19 protein-coding genes and 1 rRNA gene are annotated in these 17,849 nt (G+C 71.5%); all 20 read right to left on the bottom strand.

Features of this window, described 5'->3' with window-relative positions; translation table 11 throughout:
* Positions 1 to 63 precede the first annotated feature (63 nt).
* The 20 genes from der to rrf all read right to left on the bottom strand — a co-directional run bounded on the left by der (position 64) and on the right by rrf (position 17,848).
* On the bottom strand, positions 64 to 1,590 hold the full coding sequence (gene der / locus CBF90_RS11040) for a ribosome biogenesis GTPase Der (protein ID WP_088380606.1): 1,527 nt from the start codon (positions 1,588 to 1,590) through the stop codon (positions 64 to 66).
* Positions 1,590 to 2,270 carry a (d)CMP kinase gene (gene cmk / locus CBF90_RS11045; protein WP_237049148.1) on the bottom strand — a complete coding sequence of 227 codons (681 nt, stop codon included), beginning with the start codon at positions 2,268 to 2,270 and terminating at the stop codon, positions 1,590 to 1,592. The genes der and cmk overlap by 1 nt, the downstream gene beginning before the upstream one ends.
* Before the next feature lie 10 nt (positions 2,271 to 2,280).
* On the bottom strand, positions 2,281 to 3,408 hold the full coding sequence (locus CBF90_RS11050; protein ID WP_023955774.1) for a prephenate dehydrogenase: 1,128 nt from the start codon (positions 3,406 to 3,408) through the stop codon (positions 2,281 to 2,283).
* Positions 3,405 to 4,181, bottom strand: coding sequence for a pseudouridine synthase (locus CBF90_RS11055; protein WP_036305985.1), 777 nt, complete (start codon positions 4,179 to 4,181; stop codon positions 3,405 to 3,407). Before CBF90_RS11055 ends, CBF90_RS11050 begins: the two co-directional genes overlap by 4 nt.
* Positions 4,178 to 4,771: an SMC-Scp complex subunit ScpB gene (gene scpB / locus CBF90_RS11060; RefSeq protein WP_088380607.1), complete on the bottom strand. Its 594-nt coding sequence runs from the start codon at positions 4,769 to 4,771 to the stop codon at positions 4,178 to 4,180. Before scpB ends, CBF90_RS11055 begins: the two co-directional genes overlap by 4 nt.
* Positions 4,761 to 5,591 (bottom strand): ScpA family protein, encoded by an 831-nt coding sequence (locus tag CBF90_RS11065; protein ID WP_233494964.1) that lies wholly within the window; start codon positions 5,589 to 5,591, stop codon positions 4,761 to 4,763. Before CBF90_RS11065 ends, scpB begins: the two co-directional genes overlap by 11 nt.
* A gap of 4 nt (positions 5,592 to 5,595) precedes the next feature.
* Positions 5,596 to 6,480, bottom strand: a complete 885-nt coding sequence (locus tag CBF90_RS11070; RefSeq protein ID WP_023955781.1) for a ParA family protein — start codon at positions 6,478 to 6,480, stop codon at positions 5,596 to 5,598.
* A 161-nt stretch (positions 6,481 to 6,641) separates the two neighbouring features.
* Positions 6,642 to 7,268 carry a vitamin K epoxide reductase family protein gene (locus CBF90_RS11075; protein ID WP_088380608.1) on the bottom strand — a complete coding sequence of 209 codons (627 nt, stop codon included), beginning with the start codon at positions 7,266 to 7,268 and terminating at the stop codon, positions 6,642 to 6,644.
* A 92-nt stretch (positions 7,269 to 7,360) separates the two neighbouring features.
* Entirely contained in the window at positions 7,361 to 8,437 is a 1,077-nt protein-coding gene (locus CBF90_RS11080) for a hypothetical protein (RefSeq protein WP_088380609.1), read from the bottom strand.
* Positions 8,438 to 8,487: 50 nt separating this feature from the next.
* Positions 8,488 to 9,411: a site-specific tyrosine recombinase XerD gene (xerD, locus tag CBF90_RS11085; RefSeq protein ID WP_088380610.1), complete on the bottom strand. Its 924-nt coding sequence runs from the start codon at positions 9,409 to 9,411 to the stop codon at positions 8,488 to 8,490.
* A gap of 5 nt (positions 9,412 to 9,416) precedes the next feature.
* Positions 9,417 to 9,983, bottom strand: coding sequence for an NUDIX hydrolase (locus CBF90_RS11090; protein ID WP_023955789.1), 567 nt, complete (start codon positions 9,981 to 9,983; stop codon positions 9,417 to 9,419).
* Complete coding sequence (locus CBF90_RS11095) at positions 9,976 to 11,670, bottom strand: CTP synthase (RefSeq protein WP_023955791.1); 1,695 nt, start codon at positions 11,668 to 11,670, stop codon at positions 9,976 to 9,978. The genes CBF90_RS11090 and CBF90_RS11095 overlap by 8 nt, the downstream gene beginning before the upstream one ends.
* A gap of 18 nt (positions 11,671 to 11,688) precedes the next feature.
* On the bottom strand, positions 11,689 to 13,380 hold the full coding sequence (recN, locus tag CBF90_RS11100) for a DNA repair protein RecN (RefSeq protein WP_088380611.1): 1,692 nt from the start codon (positions 13,378 to 13,380) through the stop codon (positions 11,689 to 11,691).
* Entirely contained in the window at positions 13,377 to 14,312 is a 936-nt protein-coding gene (locus tag CBF90_RS11105) for an NAD kinase (RefSeq protein ID WP_023955795.1), read from the bottom strand. Before CBF90_RS11105 ends, recN begins: the two co-directional genes overlap by 4 nt.
* On the bottom strand, positions 14,309 to 15,115 hold the full coding sequence (locus tag CBF90_RS11110; protein WP_088380612.1) for a TlyA family RNA methyltransferase: 807 nt from the start codon (positions 15,113 to 15,115) through the stop codon (positions 14,309 to 14,311). Before CBF90_RS11110 ends, CBF90_RS11105 begins: the two co-directional genes overlap by 4 nt.
* The gene (locus CBF90_RS11115; RefSeq protein ID WP_036305990.1) at positions 15,112 to 15,321 is read right to left on the bottom strand and encodes a hypothetical protein; all 210 of its coding nucleotides are present in this window, start codon (positions 15,319 to 15,321) and stop codon (positions 15,112 to 15,114) included. Before CBF90_RS11115 ends, CBF90_RS11110 begins: the two co-directional genes overlap by 4 nt.
* 20 nt (positions 15,322 to 15,341) lie before the next feature.
* Positions 15,342 to 16,376 carry an HAD-IIA family hydrolase gene (locus tag CBF90_RS11120; RefSeq protein WP_064955561.1) on the bottom strand — a complete coding sequence of 345 codons (1,035 nt, stop codon included), beginning with the start codon at positions 16,374 to 16,376 and terminating at the stop codon, positions 15,342 to 15,344.
* The gene (locus tag CBF90_RS18580) at positions 16,376 to 16,990 is read right to left on the bottom strand and encodes a hypothetical protein (protein WP_242435661.1); all 615 of its coding nucleotides are present in this window, start codon (positions 16,988 to 16,990) and stop codon (positions 16,376 to 16,378) included. Before CBF90_RS18580 ends, CBF90_RS11120 begins: the two co-directional genes overlap by 1 nt.
* A 47-nt stretch (positions 16,991 to 17,037) precedes the next feature.
* Positions 17,038 to 17,553: a hypothetical protein gene (locus tag CBF90_RS18585; RefSeq protein ID WP_197690577.1), complete on the bottom strand. Its 516-nt coding sequence runs from the start codon at positions 17,551 to 17,553 to the stop codon at positions 17,038 to 17,040.
* A 178-nt stretch (positions 17,554 to 17,731) separates the two neighbouring features.
* Positions 17,732 to 17,848 (bottom strand): 5S ribosomal RNA (gene rrf, locus CBF90_RS11130).
* Position 17,849 lies beyond the last annotated feature (1 nt).

A 17,849-nucleotide genomic window follows, 5' to 3' on the forward strand; every position in this document is an offset into this window, starting at 1 on the left:
GGTTCGCGCCCCCGAAACTCGCGCCCAGGGGCATGAACTGCCAGGTGAACGGCAGTCAGACGGTCAGCGCTGGCGCTTCTCGCGCACCCGCATGTTCGTCACGATCGGCGTGCCCTCGAACCCGAAGATCTCGCGCAGCCGTCGCTGGATGAACCGGCGGTAGCCCGGGTCGAGGAAACCGGTCGTGAACAGCACGAATGTCGGCGGACGCGTCGATGCCTGGGTGCCGAACAGGATGCGGGGTTGCTTGCCGCCGCGCAGCGGGTGCGGGTGCTCCGCGACGAGCTCGGCGAGGAACGCGTTGAACTTGCCGGTCGGGATGCGCTGATCCCACGACTGCAACGCGGTCTCGAGGGCCGGCACCAGCTTGTCGAGGTGACGACCGGTGCGGGCCGAGAGGTTCACCCGCGGCGCCCACGTGACGTGCGCGAGGTCCTGCTCGATCTCGCGCTCGAGGTAGCGGCGACGATCGGCGTTGTCCATGTCGGCGTCGTTGAGGCGGTCCCACTTGTTGAACGCGAGCACGAGCGCGCGGCCGGACTCGAGCACGAGGTCGATGATGTTGAGGTCCTGCACGCTGATCGACTCGGTCACGTCGAGCACGACGACGGCGACCTCGGCCTTCTCGAGAGCCGCCGAGGTGCGCAGCGACGCGTAGAAGTCCGCGCCCTGCTGCAGATGCACCCGGCGACGGATGCCGGCCGTGTCGACGAGTCGCCACAGCTTGCCGCCGAGCTCGACGACCTCGTCGACCGGGTCGCGGGTCGTACCCGCGAGGTCGTTCACGACCACGCGCTCTTCACCGGCCGCCTTGTTCAGCAGCGACGACTTGCCGACGTTCGGGCGCCCCAGGATCGCGACGCGACGCGGGCCGCCCAGCTCGTTCTTCGCGACGGCCGAGACCTCGGGAAGCACCTTCATGATCTCGTCCAGAAGATCCGCGACGCCGCGCCCGTGGATGGCCGAGACCGGATGCGGCTCACCCAGGCCCAGGTTCCACAGCGCGGCTGCCTCGGGCTCCTGGCGCGCGTCGTCGATCTTGTTGGCGATGAGGAAGACGGGCTTGTCGGTCTTGCGCAGCAGACGCACCACGGCCTCGTCGGTGGCGGTGGCCCCGACCATCGCGTCGACGACGAACAGCACGACATCCGCGAGGTCGATCGCGACCTCGGCCTGCGCGGCCACCGAGCGGTCGATGCCGCGGGCGTCGGGCTCCCACCCCCCGGTGTCGACGAGGGTGAAACGGCGGTCCATCCACTCGGCCTTGTAGCTCACCCGGTCGCGCGTGACACCCGGGGTGTCCTCGACGACGGCTTCGCGACGGCCCAGGATACGGTTCACCAGCGCGGACTTGCCGACGTTCGGGCGGCCCACGATCGCGACGACCGGAAGCGCCGGCAGCACCTCCACGACCTCGCCGCCAGCTGTGAACCCGGCGAGCAGCTCGGTGTCGTCGTCATCGAGCTCGTAGTCGGCGAGCGACGCGCGCAGCGCAGCGGCCCGCTGGTCGGCGAGGTGCTCGTCGAGGCTCGCGAGCTTCTCCTCGAGCTGGTCGGGACCGCCCTCGTACTCGTCGTCGGTGGTAGCCATCAGTTCTCTCCTGTCGCGGTGCGCACGACGTCGATGACGGCGTCCACGGTCCGATCGAAGTCCAAATCGGTCGAGTCGACCACCACGACGCCGGGCGCGGCGGTGAGGAAGTCGACGACCTGCGAGTCCGACGCGTCACGTCGGTGGAGCGCCTCGGCGACAGCCGCGGCATCCTCTCCCGTGAGCTCGGCGCTGCGGCGCGCGGCGCGCACCTCGGGGCTGGCGGTCAGCAGGATGCGCACGGGCGCATCGGGGAAGACCACGGTGGTGATGTCGCGTCCCTCGACGATGACCCCGGCCGAACCGGATGCCGCCACGAGCGCGCGGAACAGCACGTTCACGCGCTCGCGCACCTCGGGCACGCGGGCGACGCCGCTGACGGCCGCCGAGACGCGCGGCTCGCGGATGTCGTCGGTGACGAAGACGTCGCCCACGCGGACCCAGTGGTCGTCGGGGTCGAGCGAGATCGCGTAGTCGAAGTCGTCGAGGGCGCGCACGACGGCCTGCGCGTCGGCGGTGTCGTCGCCGCGCTCGAGCACGCGCCACGCGAGCGCGCGGTAGGCGGCGCCGGTGTCGAGGAAGCCGTAGCCGAGAACACGCGCGGCCTGCTTCGAGACGCTCGACTTGCCGCTGCCGGCGGGACCGTCGATCGCGACGGTCACCGGAGACGATTCAGGCACGGGGAAGGACTCAGGCATGGGGAACACTCGCGATCTTCCAGCCGCGCTGCTCGAGCCCGGCGACGGCTTCATGGACGACGCTGGGGACGACGCTCAGCTCCGCCAGCCCGAACTGCGCTCCCGGGGAGTGCTCGAGGCGGAGGTCCTCGATGTTCACCCCGAGGTCGCCGAGGTCGCCGAACAGGCGCCCCAGCTGCCCCGCGGTGTCGTCGACGCGCACCACGATCTGCTCGAAGCGGCGGTTCTGCCCGTGCTTGCCGGGCAGACGCTCGACGCCTTCGTTTCCTCGGCGGATGGTGTCGGCGAGCGCTCGTCGAGCGCCCGGGGCCGCCGGATCGCGCAGCGCGTCGGCCACGGCCCCGAGGTCCGCGGCGAGATCGTCGAGGACCGCGACCACGGGCGCGGCGTTCGCCCCGAGGATCTGCACCCACAGTTCGGGAGCGGATGCCGCGATGCGCGTCGTGTCGCGCACGCCCTGACCGGTCAGGCGCAGCGATCCCTCGGGAGCGGCGACGAAACGTCCGGCGAGGAGGCTCGCGACCAGCTGCGGAACGTGCGAGGTGAGCGCGACCGCTTCGTCGTGCTCCTGCGGGGTCATCTCGAGCGGCATCGCACCGAGGTCGAGAGCGAGTCCCTCGACGACGGCGAGATCGGAGGCGCGCGTCTCGTCGTCACGGCACACGACCCACGGCCGCCCGACGAAGATGTCGGCGCGCGCCGAGATCGCCCCGCCGCGCTCACGGCCCGCGAGCGGGTGCGAGCCGATGTAGTGAGTGAGGTCGACACCGCGCTTGCGCAGCTCGAGGTACGGTTCGAGCTTGACGCTCGCGACATCCGTCACGACCACGCCGGGATGGGCGCGCAGCTCGCGCTCGATCACATCCGCCGTGACATCCGGCGGCACCGCGACCACGACGAGCACGGGACGATCGTCCGGGGCCGCGAGCCGGCCCGCGCCGTAGTCGACGGCGAGCCGCAGCTGAGCGGGCGAGGCGTCGTCGAGGACGACATCGACACCGAGCAGACGCAGCGCGTGGCCGATGCTCGAGCCGAGCAGGCCCGCGCCGACGATGCGCACGGTACCGGCCGTGCGCGCGGCACGGCCGGGGCGCACGGGATCGAGCGAGGAATCGGTCACGGGTTCTCCGGAGAAGTCGGGTGCTCGGGGGCACCGTCGGCGCTGCGCGAGAGCGTCAGCAGCGCACCGCGTTCCACTGTAGTCAACTCCCGGGCGCGTCCCGCCGGGAGGGTTCCCAGGTGGAGCGGGCCGAACTGGCGACGCACGAGCTCGAGCACCGGATGCCCCACCTCGGCCATCATGCGGCGGACGATGCGATTGCGCCCCGAGTGCAGCGTCAGCTCGACGAGGCTCGTCTCCCCCGATGTGTCGAGCAGCCGCGCCTTGTCGGCCGCGATCGGGCCGTCCTCGAGCTCGACGCCCTTGGTCAGCCGCGCGATCGTCTGCGGCGTCACGCGCCCGCGCACCTTCGCGATGTACACCTTCGTCACCCCGAACGAGGGGTGGGCGAGCACGTGGGCGAGCTCGCCGTCGTTCGTGAGCACGAGGAGGCCGCTCGTCTCGGCATCCAGGCGGCCGACGTTGTACAGACGCTCGTCCCAGTCCTTCGTGAACCGGCGCAGGTCGGCGCGGCCCTTCTCGTCCTTCATCGAGCTGACGACGCCCGTCGGCTTGTTGAGCATCACGTAGCGCTTCGTCGTGTCGAGCTGTACGGCGGTGCCGTCGACGTCGACGATGTCGACGGCCGGGTCGATGCGGCTGCCGAGCTCGGTCACGATCGTGCCGTTGACCCGCACGCGCCCCTCGACGATCAGCTGCTCGCAGACGCGGCGCGACGCCACCCCCGCGTTGGCGAGAACCTTCTGCAGGCGTACCCCTTCGGCATCCGTCATCGCGTCGCCTCTCCTTCGAAACCGTCGGTGCCGTCGTCGAGCAACGGCGAGATGGGCGGCAGCTCGTCGAGCGAGTTGATGCCGAGGTTGACCAGCAGCGCGTCGGTCGTGCCGTACAGGATGGCACCGGTCTCGGGGTCGTGGCCGACCTCGGTCACCAGCCCGCGCGAGAGCAGGGTGCGCACGACCGAATCGACGTTGACGGCGCGGATCGAGGCGACCTGGCTGCGTGAGACCGGCTGCTTGTAGGCGATGACCGCCAGGGTCTCGAGGGCGGCCTGCGAAAGCCGCGAGGGTGCCTGCGTGTTGACGTAGTCGCTCACGAGGGCGTCGTGCTCCGCGCGCACGTACAGGCGCCAACCGCCGCCCACCTCGCGCAGCTCGAATCCGCGGCGCGGCCCGCCGGTCCCGCCGTCGTAGTCGGCGACCAGGCCGGCGACCGCCTGGCGCACGGCGGCGACGGGCGCGCCGACGGCGGCGGCGAGCGCGACGAGGCTCTGCGGCTCGTCGACGACCAGCAGGATCGCCTCGAGCCGCCGCGCGACGTCCGCGATCGGGGTGGCCGTGGTCGGTGTCGGGTCATCGGTCATAGTCGGCTCCCAGGGTGGCGAGGTTCTCCTCGGACCAGCGCTCGGCGGTCCAGCGCAGCGTCAGCTCGCCGAGCGGTTCGAGCTGCTCGAACGACAGCGCCGCGTGCCGGTAGAGCTCCAGCACGGCGAGGAAGCGGGCCACGACGATGCCGGGCTGCGCGACGCCCGCGATGAGCTCGCGGAAGTTCAGGGTACCCGCGCCCCGCAGCAGCGTGACGACGACGGCCGCCTGCTCGCGGATCGACACGAGCGGCGCGTGCAGGTGGTCGAGCCCCACCACCGGGATCTCCTTCGGCGCGAAGGCGAGCGTCGCGAGCGCGGCGAAGTCGTCGGCGGTCAGTGTCCACACGAGCTCGGGCGCGGCTGCCCGATACTTCTCGTCGAGGCGCACCGATCGGGTGTGACGACGGTCCTCGGCGACGACCCGCTCGGCGAACCATCCGGCGACCTGTTTGAAGGCGCGGTACTGCAGCAGCCGGGCGAACAGCAGGTCGCGCGCTTCGAGCAGCGCCACCGACTCGGCGTCGATGAGTTCGCCCTGCGGCAGGAGACCGGCGACCTTCATGTCGAGCAGCGTCGCGGCGACAACGAGGAACTCCGACGCGGCGTCGAGCTCTTCGGGCTCGAGCCCGCGCAGGTAGCCGATGAACTCGTCGGTGACTCTGCTGAGCGACACCTCGGTGATGTCGAGCTCGTGCTTGCCGATGAGATTCAGCAACAGGTCGAAGGGGCCGTCGAAGTTCGTCAGCGAGACCCGGAATCCCGGCTCGGCGGCATCCCCGCCCGCGTCGGGCTCGGCCGGCCCGGGCGCATCGACGATCCCGTCAGGCGACGGCGCCACGGGCGACGAGCTCCCGCGCGAGACGCAGGTAGGCCTGCGCGGCCTGATGCTCCGGCGCGAACGTGATGATCGGAACGCCCGCGACCGACGCGTCGGGGAACTTCACGGTGCGCCCGATGACCGTCTCGAGCACGTCGTCGCCGAAGGCCTCGACGACGCGTTCGAGCACCTCGCGCGAGTGCAGCGTGCGCGGGTCGTACATCGTGGCCAGGACGCCGTCGAGCTCGATGGAGGGGTTCAGCCGGTCGCGCACCTTGTCGATCGTCTCGATCAGCAGCGCGACACCGCGCAGCGCGAAGAACTCGCACTCGAGCGGGATGAGCACGCCGTGGCTCGCCGTCAGCGCGTTGACCGTGAGCAGTCCGAGCGAGGGCTGGCAGTCGATCAGGATGACGTCGTACTCGGACGAGACGCCGCGCAGCACGCGCGCGAGGATCGTCTCGCGGGCCACCTCGTTGACGAGGTGCACCTCGGCGGCAGAGAGGTCGATGTTCGCGGGGATGACGTCGAGCCCGGGCACCGACGTCTCGACGATGACCTCGTGGGGGTCGCGCTTGGTGTCGAGCAGCAGGTCGTAGATCGTCGGCACGTCGTGCGTGGCGATGCCCAGGCCAGCCGACAGAGCGCCCTGCGGGTCGAAGTCGACGGCGAGAACCTTGCGGCCGTACTCGGCGAGGGATGCCGCCAGGTTGATGGTCGTCGTGGTCTTGCCGACGCCGCCCTTCTGGTTGCAGAGGGCGATGATGCGGGCCGGCCCGTGACCGTCGAGCTTCGGCGGGGTCGGGAAACCTCGGTATGGCCGACCGGTGGGTCCGATCGGGGTGTCCTCCGTGGGGGCCTTCCCGGCCTTCCGCGACTTGTCCGTCACCGAGACTCCTGCTTTCCGTAGCGTGCGATCGATTCTCGCACAGGCACCCGGCGTGAGCCGATACGTTCGTCGGACGCGCGGGGCGGGAGCGGCCTGCATCGGCGCCCGAGGCGACACCAGCACCGCCGGTCCGACGAACGAATCGCCGCAACGCCTCCGGATCACAGGCTCCCGAGCACGTCGAGCCGCAGCTGGGCGGCGACGGCGATCAGGAGGTAGTCGACGACCACGACGAGGGGCGTCCACGCCAGCAGCAGGGCCCCGACGCCCTGCGGCGCGCGGCCCCAGACACCCTCCCGCAGGGTCCAGCCGAGAGTCGACCAGAACAGAGGGATCGCCACGAGCCACACGACCATGCACCACGGGCAGAGCGAGCCGTACTCGAACACGCTGCGGTACGCGAAGACATGGACGAGCACGAACGCCGCCGCGACGAACCCGGCGTACACCCGCCAGTACCAGGGACGCAGCCCGGCCGGCGCCGCGAGCCCGGAGACTCCCGCGTAGATCGCGCCCGGGAAGAGCACGATCCCGATGATCGAGTTGCTGAACCCGAGCAGGTTTCCGCCGGGGCTCAGCAGATTGGGACCGCAGGTGACGATCGGGCTGATGTCGCACGAGATGAGGGCTTCGGCGCCGGTCAGCTGACCGATGTACTCGTGGTAGAGCAGGAACGAGACAACCCACCCGGCGATGCCCACCACGATCCAGACGACGGCGAGCGCGGGCCCGGGGCGGATGCCGCGCTCGTTCTCCAGCGCGGAGTGGGCGGGTGCATCGGTGGGCATGCTGCCATCCTGCGGCGCCTGCCCCGCGGTCACGGCGGCCCCGTGCCGGGAAAAACCGGCGCAACCGGATACCGCGGAGACCGGCCCGGGCTTCAGCGCCAGGTAGCCGTGAGCAGACCGGCGACGACCCCGAAGGCGAGGGGCAGCAGACAGCCGATGGCGGCGGGGCGACCGACCCCGGGCCTGGTGAACAGGTGCGCTCGCGTCTCGGCCCGTTCCGCGTCGGTGCTGCGCAGCGCCCCGCTCGCCGACGGCTCCGGTCGAGCGGCGGCGGCATCCTCGATACGCGCGGCGACCGCGAGCAGGTCCTCGGTCCAGCGCCAGAACGGGGCGGTCCATCGCGCCAGCGCGCCACGCGAGACGAAGTAGACGTGTCGGCCGACGGTCTCGACGTCGACGTCGGGCGCGACCGCCGCCAGGCCGGAGCGCACGGACGGCGTGAGCATCCGCCGGACCCGATCCGCATCGGCGGGCGCACACCAGACGCCGAAGTGCTCGTCGAACCCGCCACCGATCTCGATCCGCTCCTGCCCGAGGGGCGGCCGCCAGGAGGGCGCGCCGGGCGCGTGTACCGCGACCAGGCCGGCCCGCGGCAGCTCGGCGGCGAGGTCGACGCGAAGGTACGTCAGCGAGTGCGGCATCCGGTAGCGGCCGATCCACGTGTCGAACGCGTAGTCCGCCGAGCGGAACGGGCGCGGGTCGCTTCCCGTCACGACCGCGGTAGCCATCCGGCGCCTGCCGAGGCCGAAGACCGTCGCGCTTTCGTCGGGGTCGTCGTCGCGGTGGCGGATGTCGAGGCGGTTCGACGCCGCGAACCCCTCGAGACGGTACATCGCAGCTTCCGCGGCCCGCCGCGAGCCGCGCATCCCGCCGAAGCGGCTCACCGCGAGCGGCAGCACCATCACCGCCGCGATCACGACGCTCGACCATGACAGCCCCGATCCGCCGGCCGCGGATTGGACGACGATGACGAAGAGCAGCGCGAGCACGCCCACCCCGAGCACCAGTACCGCCGAGACGAATACGGCCCGAACGGCGCTGATCAGCGAGGCGCGCCGACCGGCTGCACCGAGAAGCCCGTTCTCGCCGGGACTCGGGAGAGGCACTGTCAGCGCCTGCGTGTCGAAGCGGAGGGCGCGGGCGCCGTCCGGGGCGTCCCCGCTGCTCATGGTCCCATCCTGCCGTGCCGGAGCGCACGACGATGTTCCTCGCGTGCGGTTCAGCGCGCGCGAGGGTGCGAGGTGGCGTAGATCTCCCGCAGGGCGTCGACCGTGACGTGCGTGTAGATCTGGGTCGTCGCCACCGAAGCGTGCCCGAGCAGCTCCTGGACGACGCGGACGTCGGCTCCGCCCTGCAGCAGGTGCGTCGCGAAGGAGTGCCGAAGAGTGTGCGGCGACACGTGCGCCGTCAGCTCGGCGCGCTCGGCGGCCTGCTGGATGATCAGCCACGCGCTCTGCCGCGACAGCGGAGCCCCGCGCACCCCGAGGAACAGCCGGGGCGTCGCGCGTCCGCGCCGAGAGAGCTCCGGCCGGGCGCGGGCCAGATAGGCCTCGACGGCGGCGCGCGCGTACGACCCGACCGGAACGATCCGCTCCTTCGCGCCCTTGCCGCGAACGCGCAGCACGTCGCCGAGGGCGAGGTCGTCGACATCCAGCTGCACGATCTCCGACACCCGCGCCCCCGTGGCGTAGAGCAGTTCGAGCAGCGCGCGGTCACGCAGCGCCGCGAGATCGGTCGCCGCGACATCGCCCGGCGGGGGTCCGGCGGCATCGAGGAGACTCTCGACCTGGTCGATCGTCAGCGCCTTCGGCAGTCGCCGCGGCGTCTTCGGCGGACGCAGCCGCTGCGTCGGGTCGGCGTCGACGATCCCCTCGCGGGCGAGGAAGCGGTGCAGACCCCGCAGCGACGACTGCAGCCGCGCCAGCGACGTGGCCGCCGGCGGCGGGACGGCGGATGCCGCTTCCTCGGCGAACCGCGTCACGATCTCCGCCGTGATCTCGGACGTGTCGCCGATCCCCTGCTGGGCGAGCCACGCGGTGTACGCGTCGAGATCCCGCCGGTAGGCCGCGACCGTGTGCGCCGACAGCCCGCGCTCGACCGAGATGTGGCGCAGGTACGCCGCGAAGGCGCGGTCGAGCCGCACGTCCGTCAGCTCCGGCGCAGCCGTTCGGCCGCCGCGAGCACGCCCGTCGCCAGGATGCCGTTGCGGAACCGCCCCGCGAGCACGCCGTCGATGACCTCGGTCAGCGGCACGCGCTCGACGCGCATGTCGGCCTCTTCGTCCTCGCGCTCGTACGCGCTCGGCGCCGCGCTGAGACCGCGGGCGAGGAAGACGTGGATGATCTCGTCGTTGCCGCCCGGCGTCGTGAAGATGCTCACGAGCGGTTCGAGCGACTCGGCGACGAGGTCGACCTCCTCGGCGAGCTCGCGCCGCGCCGTCTCGATGGGCGGCTCGCCCGCGACGTCGAGGAGCCCCGCGGGGATCTCCCAGTCGCGATGACGGATCGGATGCCGGTACTGCTGGATCAGCACGACGCGCTCTTCGTCGTCGATCGCGACGACCGCGGCCGCCCCCGGGTGGTCGACGAACTGGCGGGTGATCTCGCCGTCACCGAAACGCACCGTCTCGCTCCGCACGTCCCAGACGTGCCCCGAGTAGACCAGCTCGCTCGAGACGACCTCGGGCTCGACGGGCTCGTCGCGCAGCTCAGGCATCCTCGACCTCGAACAGCTCGCTCGCGCGGTGCCGGTCGAGGGCGGCGGCGACCAGCCCACGGAACAGCGGGTTCGCCTCGGTCGGACGAGACCGGAGCTCGGGGTGGGCCTGCGTCGCGATGTAGTACGGGTGGACGTCGCGCGGCAGCTCGACGTACTCGACGAGGTTGCGGTCGGGTGACAGACCCGAGAAGACCAGCCCGGCCTCGGCGATCTGGTCGCGGTACCGGTTGTTCACCTCGTAGCGGTGCCGGTGACGCTCGGATGCCTTCGTGGCTCCGTAGACCTCGGCCGCGAGCGAACCCTCGGCGAGGTCGGCCTCGTACAGGCCCAGGCGCATCGTGCCGCCGAGGTCGCCGCCGGCGATGATGTCGACCTGCTCGGCCATCGTCGCGATGACGGGGAACTCGGTCTCGGGGTCGAACTCGCTCGAGGACGCACCGGTCAGCCCCGCCATGTTGCGGGCGTACTCGATCACCATGCACTGCAGACCCAGGCAGATGCCGAGGGTCGGGATGCCCTGCTCGCGCGCGAACTTCAGCGCGCCGAGCTTGCCCTCGATGCCGCGGATGCCGAAGCCGCCGGGCACGACGATGCCGTCGACGCTCGCGAGCGCCTTCTCGGCGCCCTCGGGGGTCTCGCACAGATCGGAGGGGATCCAAGTGACGTTGACCTTGGTCTCCTGCGCGAAGCCGCCGGCCTTCAGCGCCTCGGTGACCGACAGGTAGGCGTCGGGAAGATCGATGTACTTGCCGACGAGACCGATCGTGACCTCGTGCTTGGGGTTGTGGACGGCGTCGAGCACCTTGCTCCACCGCGTCCAGTCGACGTCGTCGGCACGCTCGGCGAGGCCGAGGCGGCGCGCGATGTACGCGTCGAGTCCCTGGGAGTTCAGCGTCGAGGGGATGTCGTAGATGCTCGGCAGGTCGACGGTGTTGACGACACCCTCGACGTCGACGTCGCACATGAGCGCGATCTTGTTGCGGTTGCTCTCGCTGACGGGGCGGTCGCTGCGCAGCACGAGGGCGTCGGGCTGGATGCCGACCTGGCGGAGGGCGGCGACGGAGTGCTGGGTCGGCTTCGTCTTCTGCTCGCCGGAGGCACCCATGAACGGCACGAGCGAGACGTGCACGAAGAACACGTTGTCGCGGCCGAGCTCGTGGCGCAGCTGGCGGGCCGCTTCGAGGAACGGCTGCGACTCGATGTCGCCGACGGTACCGCCGACCTCGGTGATGATGACGTCGGGACGCGGCTCCTCGGTCGCCTGGAGCCGCATCCGGCGCTTGATCTCGTCGGTGATGTGCGGGATGACCTGCACGGTGTCGCCGAGGTACTCGCCGCGGCGTTCCTTGGCGATGACCTGCGAGTAGATCTGACCGGTCGTGACGTTCGCCGCCTGGGTGAGCTCGATGTCGAGGAAGCGCTCGTAGTGTCCGATGTCGAGGTCGGTCTCGGCGCCGTCATCCGTCACGAAGACCTCGCCGTGCTGGAACGGGTTCATCGTGCCCGGGTCGACGTTCAGATACGGGTCGAGCTTCTGCATCACGACGCGAAGACCGCGTGCGGTGAGGAGATTGCCGAGACTCGCGGCGGTCAGTCCCTTACCGAGAGAAGAGACCACACCACCGGTCACGAAGATCTGCTTGGTGGTGTTCTGGGAAGAGGCCGCGCGATGAGTGTCCGTCACGGGCTTCTATTCTATCAGTCAGGAACGCGAGAGGTTCAGCAGTTCTCGGGCGTGCTCGATCGCGGCCCCCGAATCCGGCAGGCCCGACAGCAGACGCGCCATCTCGGCCTCGCGATCGCCGCCCTCGAGACGTCGGACGCTCGACGCGGTCACGGAGCCGTCGTTCGACTTCACGACGGTCAGGTGGTTCGTCGCGAAGGCGGCGACCTGCGCGAGGTGCGTCACCACGATCACCTGGCTCGTCTCGGCCAGCCGGGCCAGCCGGCGCCCGACCTCGATCGCGGCGGCGCCGCCGATGCCGGCATCCACTTCGTCGAACACGAAGGTCGGCACGGGATCCGTCCCGGCGATCACGACCTCGATCGCGAGCATCACCCGGCTGAGCTCGCCGCCCGAGGCGCCCTTGGCGACCGGCCGCGCCTCGGCGCCGGGGTGCGGTGCGAGGAGGATCGTCACGTCGTCGCGCCCCGACACCGAGGGGGTGCCGGGCTCGACGGTGACGAGCAGCCGCGCGTCGGGCAGCGCGAGCTGGCGCAGCTCGGCCGTGACGGCCGCGCCGAGTCGCTCCGCCGCCGCGGTGCGCGCTGCGGTCAGCTCAGCGGCGGCGGCATCCAGGGTGTCGGCGAGCTCGTCGCGCTGAGCGCGCAGGCGCTCGATGCGGTCGCCGTCGTCGTCGAGCTCCATGAGTCGCGCCGATCCGCTCTCGAGGAGGGCCAGCGCCTCGTCGAGGCTGCCGTGCGCCCGCAGCAGTCCGTTCAGGGCGGCACGCCGTTCCTCGACAGCGGCGAGCTCCTGCGGCCCGCTCTCATCGAGGTCTGCGAGGTAGGCGCTCAGGCCCGTCACGAGGTCGGCGGCACGGTAGCCGAGATCGGCCAGCGGCTCGACGAACGCCGCGAGAGCCGCGTCGCTCGCCGCCGAGCGCTCGATCGCGCGCCGGGCCTCGGCCAGCAGCGAGACCGCGTCCGGAAGCTCGTCGTCGTTCGAGAGCGCGTCGTGCGCCGTGGCCGCGGCCGCGCGCAGCTCCTCGACGTTGGCGAGCTTCTCGGCCCGCTCGGCGAGCACGGCGTCCTCTCCCGGCTGCGGAGCGACCGCCTCGATGTCGGCGATGCGTGCCCGCAGGTCGTCGGCCTCGCGGCGGCGCGCGTCGCGATCGGCGTCGAGCTGCGTCAGTTCTGCGTCGACGGCCCGCCAGGCGTCGAAGGCCGCGCGGTAGCGTTCGCGCGCTGCGGTGATCTCGGGCCCGCCGAAACGGTCGAGCGCGTCGCGCTGGGCAGCCGCCGACTTGAGGCGCAGCTGGTCGGACTGCCCGTGCACCACGATCAGCTGCTCGGCGAGCTCGGCGAGCACCGCGGCCGGCGCCGGGCGACCCCCGACGCTCGCGCGGCTGCGCCCCTCGCTCGAGAGCACGCGGCCCAGATACAGCTCGGAGCGGCCTCCGCCGATCGGCTCGACGTCTCCCCCGGCCTCGCGGACGCGCTCGGCGACGGGGCCGTTCTCATCGACGATCCAGACGCCGTCGACGGACGCTTGCGGCGCGCCCGCGCGCACGGCTCCGGAGTCGGCCCGCTGACCGAGCAGCAGCCCGAGTCCGGTGACGACCATCGTCTTGCCCGCGCCCGTCTCACCCGTGATGGCGGTGAACCCGGGGCCCATGGGCAGCGTCGCCTCGGCGATGACTCCGAGGCCGCGCAGACGCATCTCTTCGATCACGACGCGCCCTCCCGCTGCTCGAGGCTGGGACCACGCCACCCGACGACCGGCAACCGGAACTTCCGGACCAGGCGGTCGGTGAAGGCGGCGGGATGCAGGCGCGCCAGGCGAACCGGCGTCTTCGACCGACGCACGACGACGCGCGCTCCGGGGGGCAGCTCCTGCGACCGGCGGCCGTCGGCCCAGAGGATGCCGGTGCCGTTCGTGCCCGCGCCGACCTCGATAGCCACCGATGCCTCCGGGCTGATCACGAGCGGACGGGCGAACAGCGCGTGCGCCGAGAGCGGGACGACCGCGACCGCTTCGACGTCCGGCCAGATCACGGGGCCGCCGGCGGAGAAGTTGTACGCCGTCGAGCCGGTCGGTGTCGCGATGACGACTCCGTCGCAGCCGAAGGCCGACAGCGGACGCCGATCGACCTCGAGGACGACCTCGAGCATCCGCTCGCGGCTGGCCTTCTCGACCGTCGCCTCGTTCAGCGCCCACGTCTCGTAGACCACGGCCCCGGTGCCGTCCTTGACGCGGACCGAGAGCGCCATGCGCTCCTCCACGTCGTAGTCGCGGTCGATGACGCGCCGGACGGCATCGTCCATGTCGTCGGCCTCGATCTCGGCGAGGAACCCGACGTGGCCCATGTTGATGCCCAGGACCGGAGCGGTGCCGCCCCGGACGAGGTCGACGGCGCGCAGGATCGTGCCGTCGCCGCCCAGGACGATCGCGAGTTCGAGCTCGGCGACGCTCACGTCGAGGTCGAGCGTGAGGACGCCGGGCAGTTCGCCCAGCTCCTCGACGAGCTCGGCGCGATCGTCGGCTGCGAGCACGGGACGAGCCCCCGCGCCGGACAGCGCGTTCAGGACGCGTTGCGCCGCGGCGACGGTGTCGGGACGGCGCGCGTGGGCGACGACGAGGATGTTGCGCATCGCGTCGGTCATCGGGCTCCCGCCAGTTCGTCCACCGTGTGTATCCATTGTGTCGGATTGCCCGTGTCATCGACGCGGATGCACAGGTGCACGACGTACTCCTGATTGCCGTGCGTCCCCGCGATCGGCGAGGCGATCACGCCGCGGGTGGCGAGCCCGGCGTCCCACGCCGACCACAGCACGCCCATCACCGCATCCGCTCGCAACGCCGGATCGGTGACGAGCCCGCCCTTGACCGCGGTGCGACCGACTTCGAACTGCGGTTTGACGAGGAGGATGACATCCGTCGTCGAGGCGCACACCGAGACGACCGCCGGGAGGACGTGCTCGAGCGAGATGAACGACAGATCACCGGTGATGATGTCGGGCCGGAACGGACCGCCGGCGAACCCGCTCACGGCCTCGGGCGAGAGGTCGCGGACGTTGAAGCCCTCGACGACGATCACGCCGTCGTCCGCCGCGATCGCCGGCGAGAGCTGACCGTGCCCCACGTCGACGGCGACGACCGGGCGGGCCCCGCGCTCGCGGAGCACCTGTGTGAAGCCGCCGGTCGAGGCGCCCATGTCGAGGGCCGCGCGCTCGGCTACGGCGACGCCGAACGCGTCGAGCCCGGCGATGAGCTTGTGCGCCGCACGGCTGACGTAGTGGTCGGCGCCGGCGACGATGAGGGTCGCGGTGTCGGGCACGGGGTGGGATGCCTTCACGACGGTGCGCCCGTCGACGGAGACGAGTCCGTCGGCGATCAGGGTGGCGGCGTGGCTGCGCGATCGCGCGAGACCGCGCGCGGCCAGTGCCGAATCGAGGCGGGTGCTCACGCGGCGCCGGTCGGACCGGAGTCGAGGCGGCGGGCGAGCTCGTCGTGCAACGCGGCGTACGACGCGGCACGCTCGCTCAACGGCTGGTCCTCGATGACGTCGAGCGACGAGAGCAGGTCGTCGCGCCACTGATCGGCGATGCTCTGCGTCGCGCTGTCCGCGGCGCTCGCCTCGCGCTCGCCCGGGTCGGCACCATCCATCGACATGGGTCCCACGATACGCGGGGTCAGGGACGGTGGAACGGATCCGCGTAGAGACGCTCGGGAACTCGGAATCCGTAGATCGCACGGCCGGTCGCCCAGATCGCCGCGGCCCCCGCGCGCACGAGGTCGATGGGGCGATCCCCTTCCGAGACGATGACGATGTCGGCGCCGTCGATGCGTACCGACGCGTTGCCGACGGTCGTCACGTCGCCCTTCGTCCTGACCTCGGGGTAGGGCTCGTGGAGCTCGCGCAGGTCGCTGACGATGTAGGTCGGCCGTGCGTTGGCGGGCGCTGCGAGCACGTGCTTGGGCCGGTCGATGCCGGTCAGCACGAGCACCGAGCGGATGCCGGCAGCCTGAGCTCCGGCGATGTCGGTGTCGAGGCGGTCGCCGATGAAGAGCGGCTGCGAGGCGCCGAAGCGAGCGACGGCCTCGTCGAAGATCGGACGTTCGGGCTTGCCGGCGACGGTCGCGAGTCGACCCACGGCAGTGTGCACGGCCGACACGAGCGTGCCGTTACCCGGCGCGATCCCCCGCGCCTGCGGAATGGTCCAGTCGGTGTTGGTGGCGATCCACGGAATCCCGCCCTCGTCCTCGGGGGTCGCGAGCGCGTACGCCGCCTCGGCGAGCTGCGCCCAGCCGACCTCCGGGGCGAAACCCTGCACGACAGCGGCGGGGCCGTCCTCGGCCGACCGTGTGGGTACGTAGCCCGCCTTCTCGAGTTCGTGGACGAGCCCATCGCCGCCCACGACGAGGATCGTCGCCCCGGCGGGAACCCGCTCTCGCAGCAGGCGCATCGCCGCCTGCGGGCTCGTGATGACGTCCTCGGGGCGCGTCGCTGTCAGGCCGAGTTCCCGCAGATGGTCGGCGACCACCGAGTCGCGCCGGGACGCGTTGTTGGTGATGTAACCGAGCCGGCGCGTCTCCCCCGCACGGTTGAGGCTGTCGATCGCGTGCGGCAGGGCGCCGGGACCGGCATAGACGACACCGTCGAGGTCGGCCAGGACGGCATCCACACCGTCGAGCGGTGTCGAGGTTGCCCGGGAGAACAGGCCCATCAGCCGCGCTCCTCCGTCTTGCTGTTCGCCGGCGCCTCGCTCTCGAGCGCGGCGTCCTCGTCGATGTCGTCGACCACGATCAGCTCACGGTCGGCGTCGGTCGCGCCGAGGGCCTCCTCGGCCACGAGGGCGCGCCGCTGCCAGAGTGCGGCTTCCTCGGACCGCCCGAGGTCCTCGAGCACCGCGGCGCGGGCGGCGAACAGCGCGGGGCTCCATGAGAAAGCCCGGTCGGGGTCGAGCTCTGGAATGTCGAGCTCCTGCAGCGCACGCTCGGTCTCACCGAGGTCGAGACGTGCGCCCGACATCGCGATGGCGAGTTCGACACGCACCTCGATCGGAAGCGTCGACCGGTCCACGGCGCGACCGACCTCGAGCGCGCGGTCGGGGCGACCCACGCCACGCTCACTGTCGACCATCATCGCGATCTGGTCATCGCTGCCGGAGATGCGTCGATACGTACGGAGCTCGCGCAGCGCGAGGGCGTAGTCCCCCGTGGCATACGCGGTGATGGCGACCGTCTCACGGACCACGCCGACACGGCCGGCACGGCGGGATGCCGCGAGCGCGTGCTCGTGCGCGAGCTCGGGGTCGTCCTCGATCAGCTGGGCGACCATCGCGAGGTGACGGGCGACTTGCTCCGCGTTCTCCTTGCTCAGGGTCTTCAGTTCGTTGCGCGCAGCTCCCGGAAGATCGCGAGCCGTGACGGTCTCGGGGATCTCAGGGCCGCGCGGAATGTCGCGACGCTCGGACCCCTGCGGCGGACGCGACGAACGTGCCCCGTCGCGGTCGTCGCGACGCGGGCGCGCGTCGCCATCCCGGCGCGGGTACGACGCACGATCGCCATCACGGCGCGGACGGGAGTCGCCGTCCCGGCGCGGACGGGAGTCGCCGTCACGACGCGGATACGACGAGCGATCGCCGTCACGGCGCGGACGGGAGTCGCCGTCCCGGCGCGGGCGAGAGTCGCCGGCGCCATCGCGACGCGGATACGACGGGCGATCACCATCCCGGCGCGGACGGGAGTCGCCGTCCCGGCGCGGGCGAGAGTCGCCGGCGCCATCGCGACGCGGATACGACGGGCGATCACCATCACGACGGGGCCGCGAATCACCGTCACGCTGGGGACGCGCGACGCCGTCACGGTGCGGGCGGTCGCCGTCCCGACGGGGTCGCTCATCATGGGAACGCGGTGGACGAGCATCGCCGTCGCGACGCGGACGCCGTGCTCCGGAGTCCGCAGCAGAGTAACGGGGCTTGCGCTCCGATCGCGGGCGGTCTTCTTCAGTCACGACGTTCCTTTCGTCCCGGAAACGAGAAAAGGCCACCCAACACTGGGTGGCCATTTCACGAAAGAAGTCCGGCGGTGTCCTACTCTCCCACAGGGTCCCCCCTGCAGTACCATCGGCGCTGTGAGGCTTAGCTTCCGGGTTCGGAATGTAACCGGGCGTTTCCCTCACGCTATGGCCGCCGAAA

Source organism: Microbacterium sp. AISO3, from assembly GCF_002204305.1.
Taxonomy (GTDB): Bacteria; Actinomycetota; Actinomycetes; order Actinomycetales; family Microbacteriaceae; genus Microbacterium; species Microbacterium arborescens.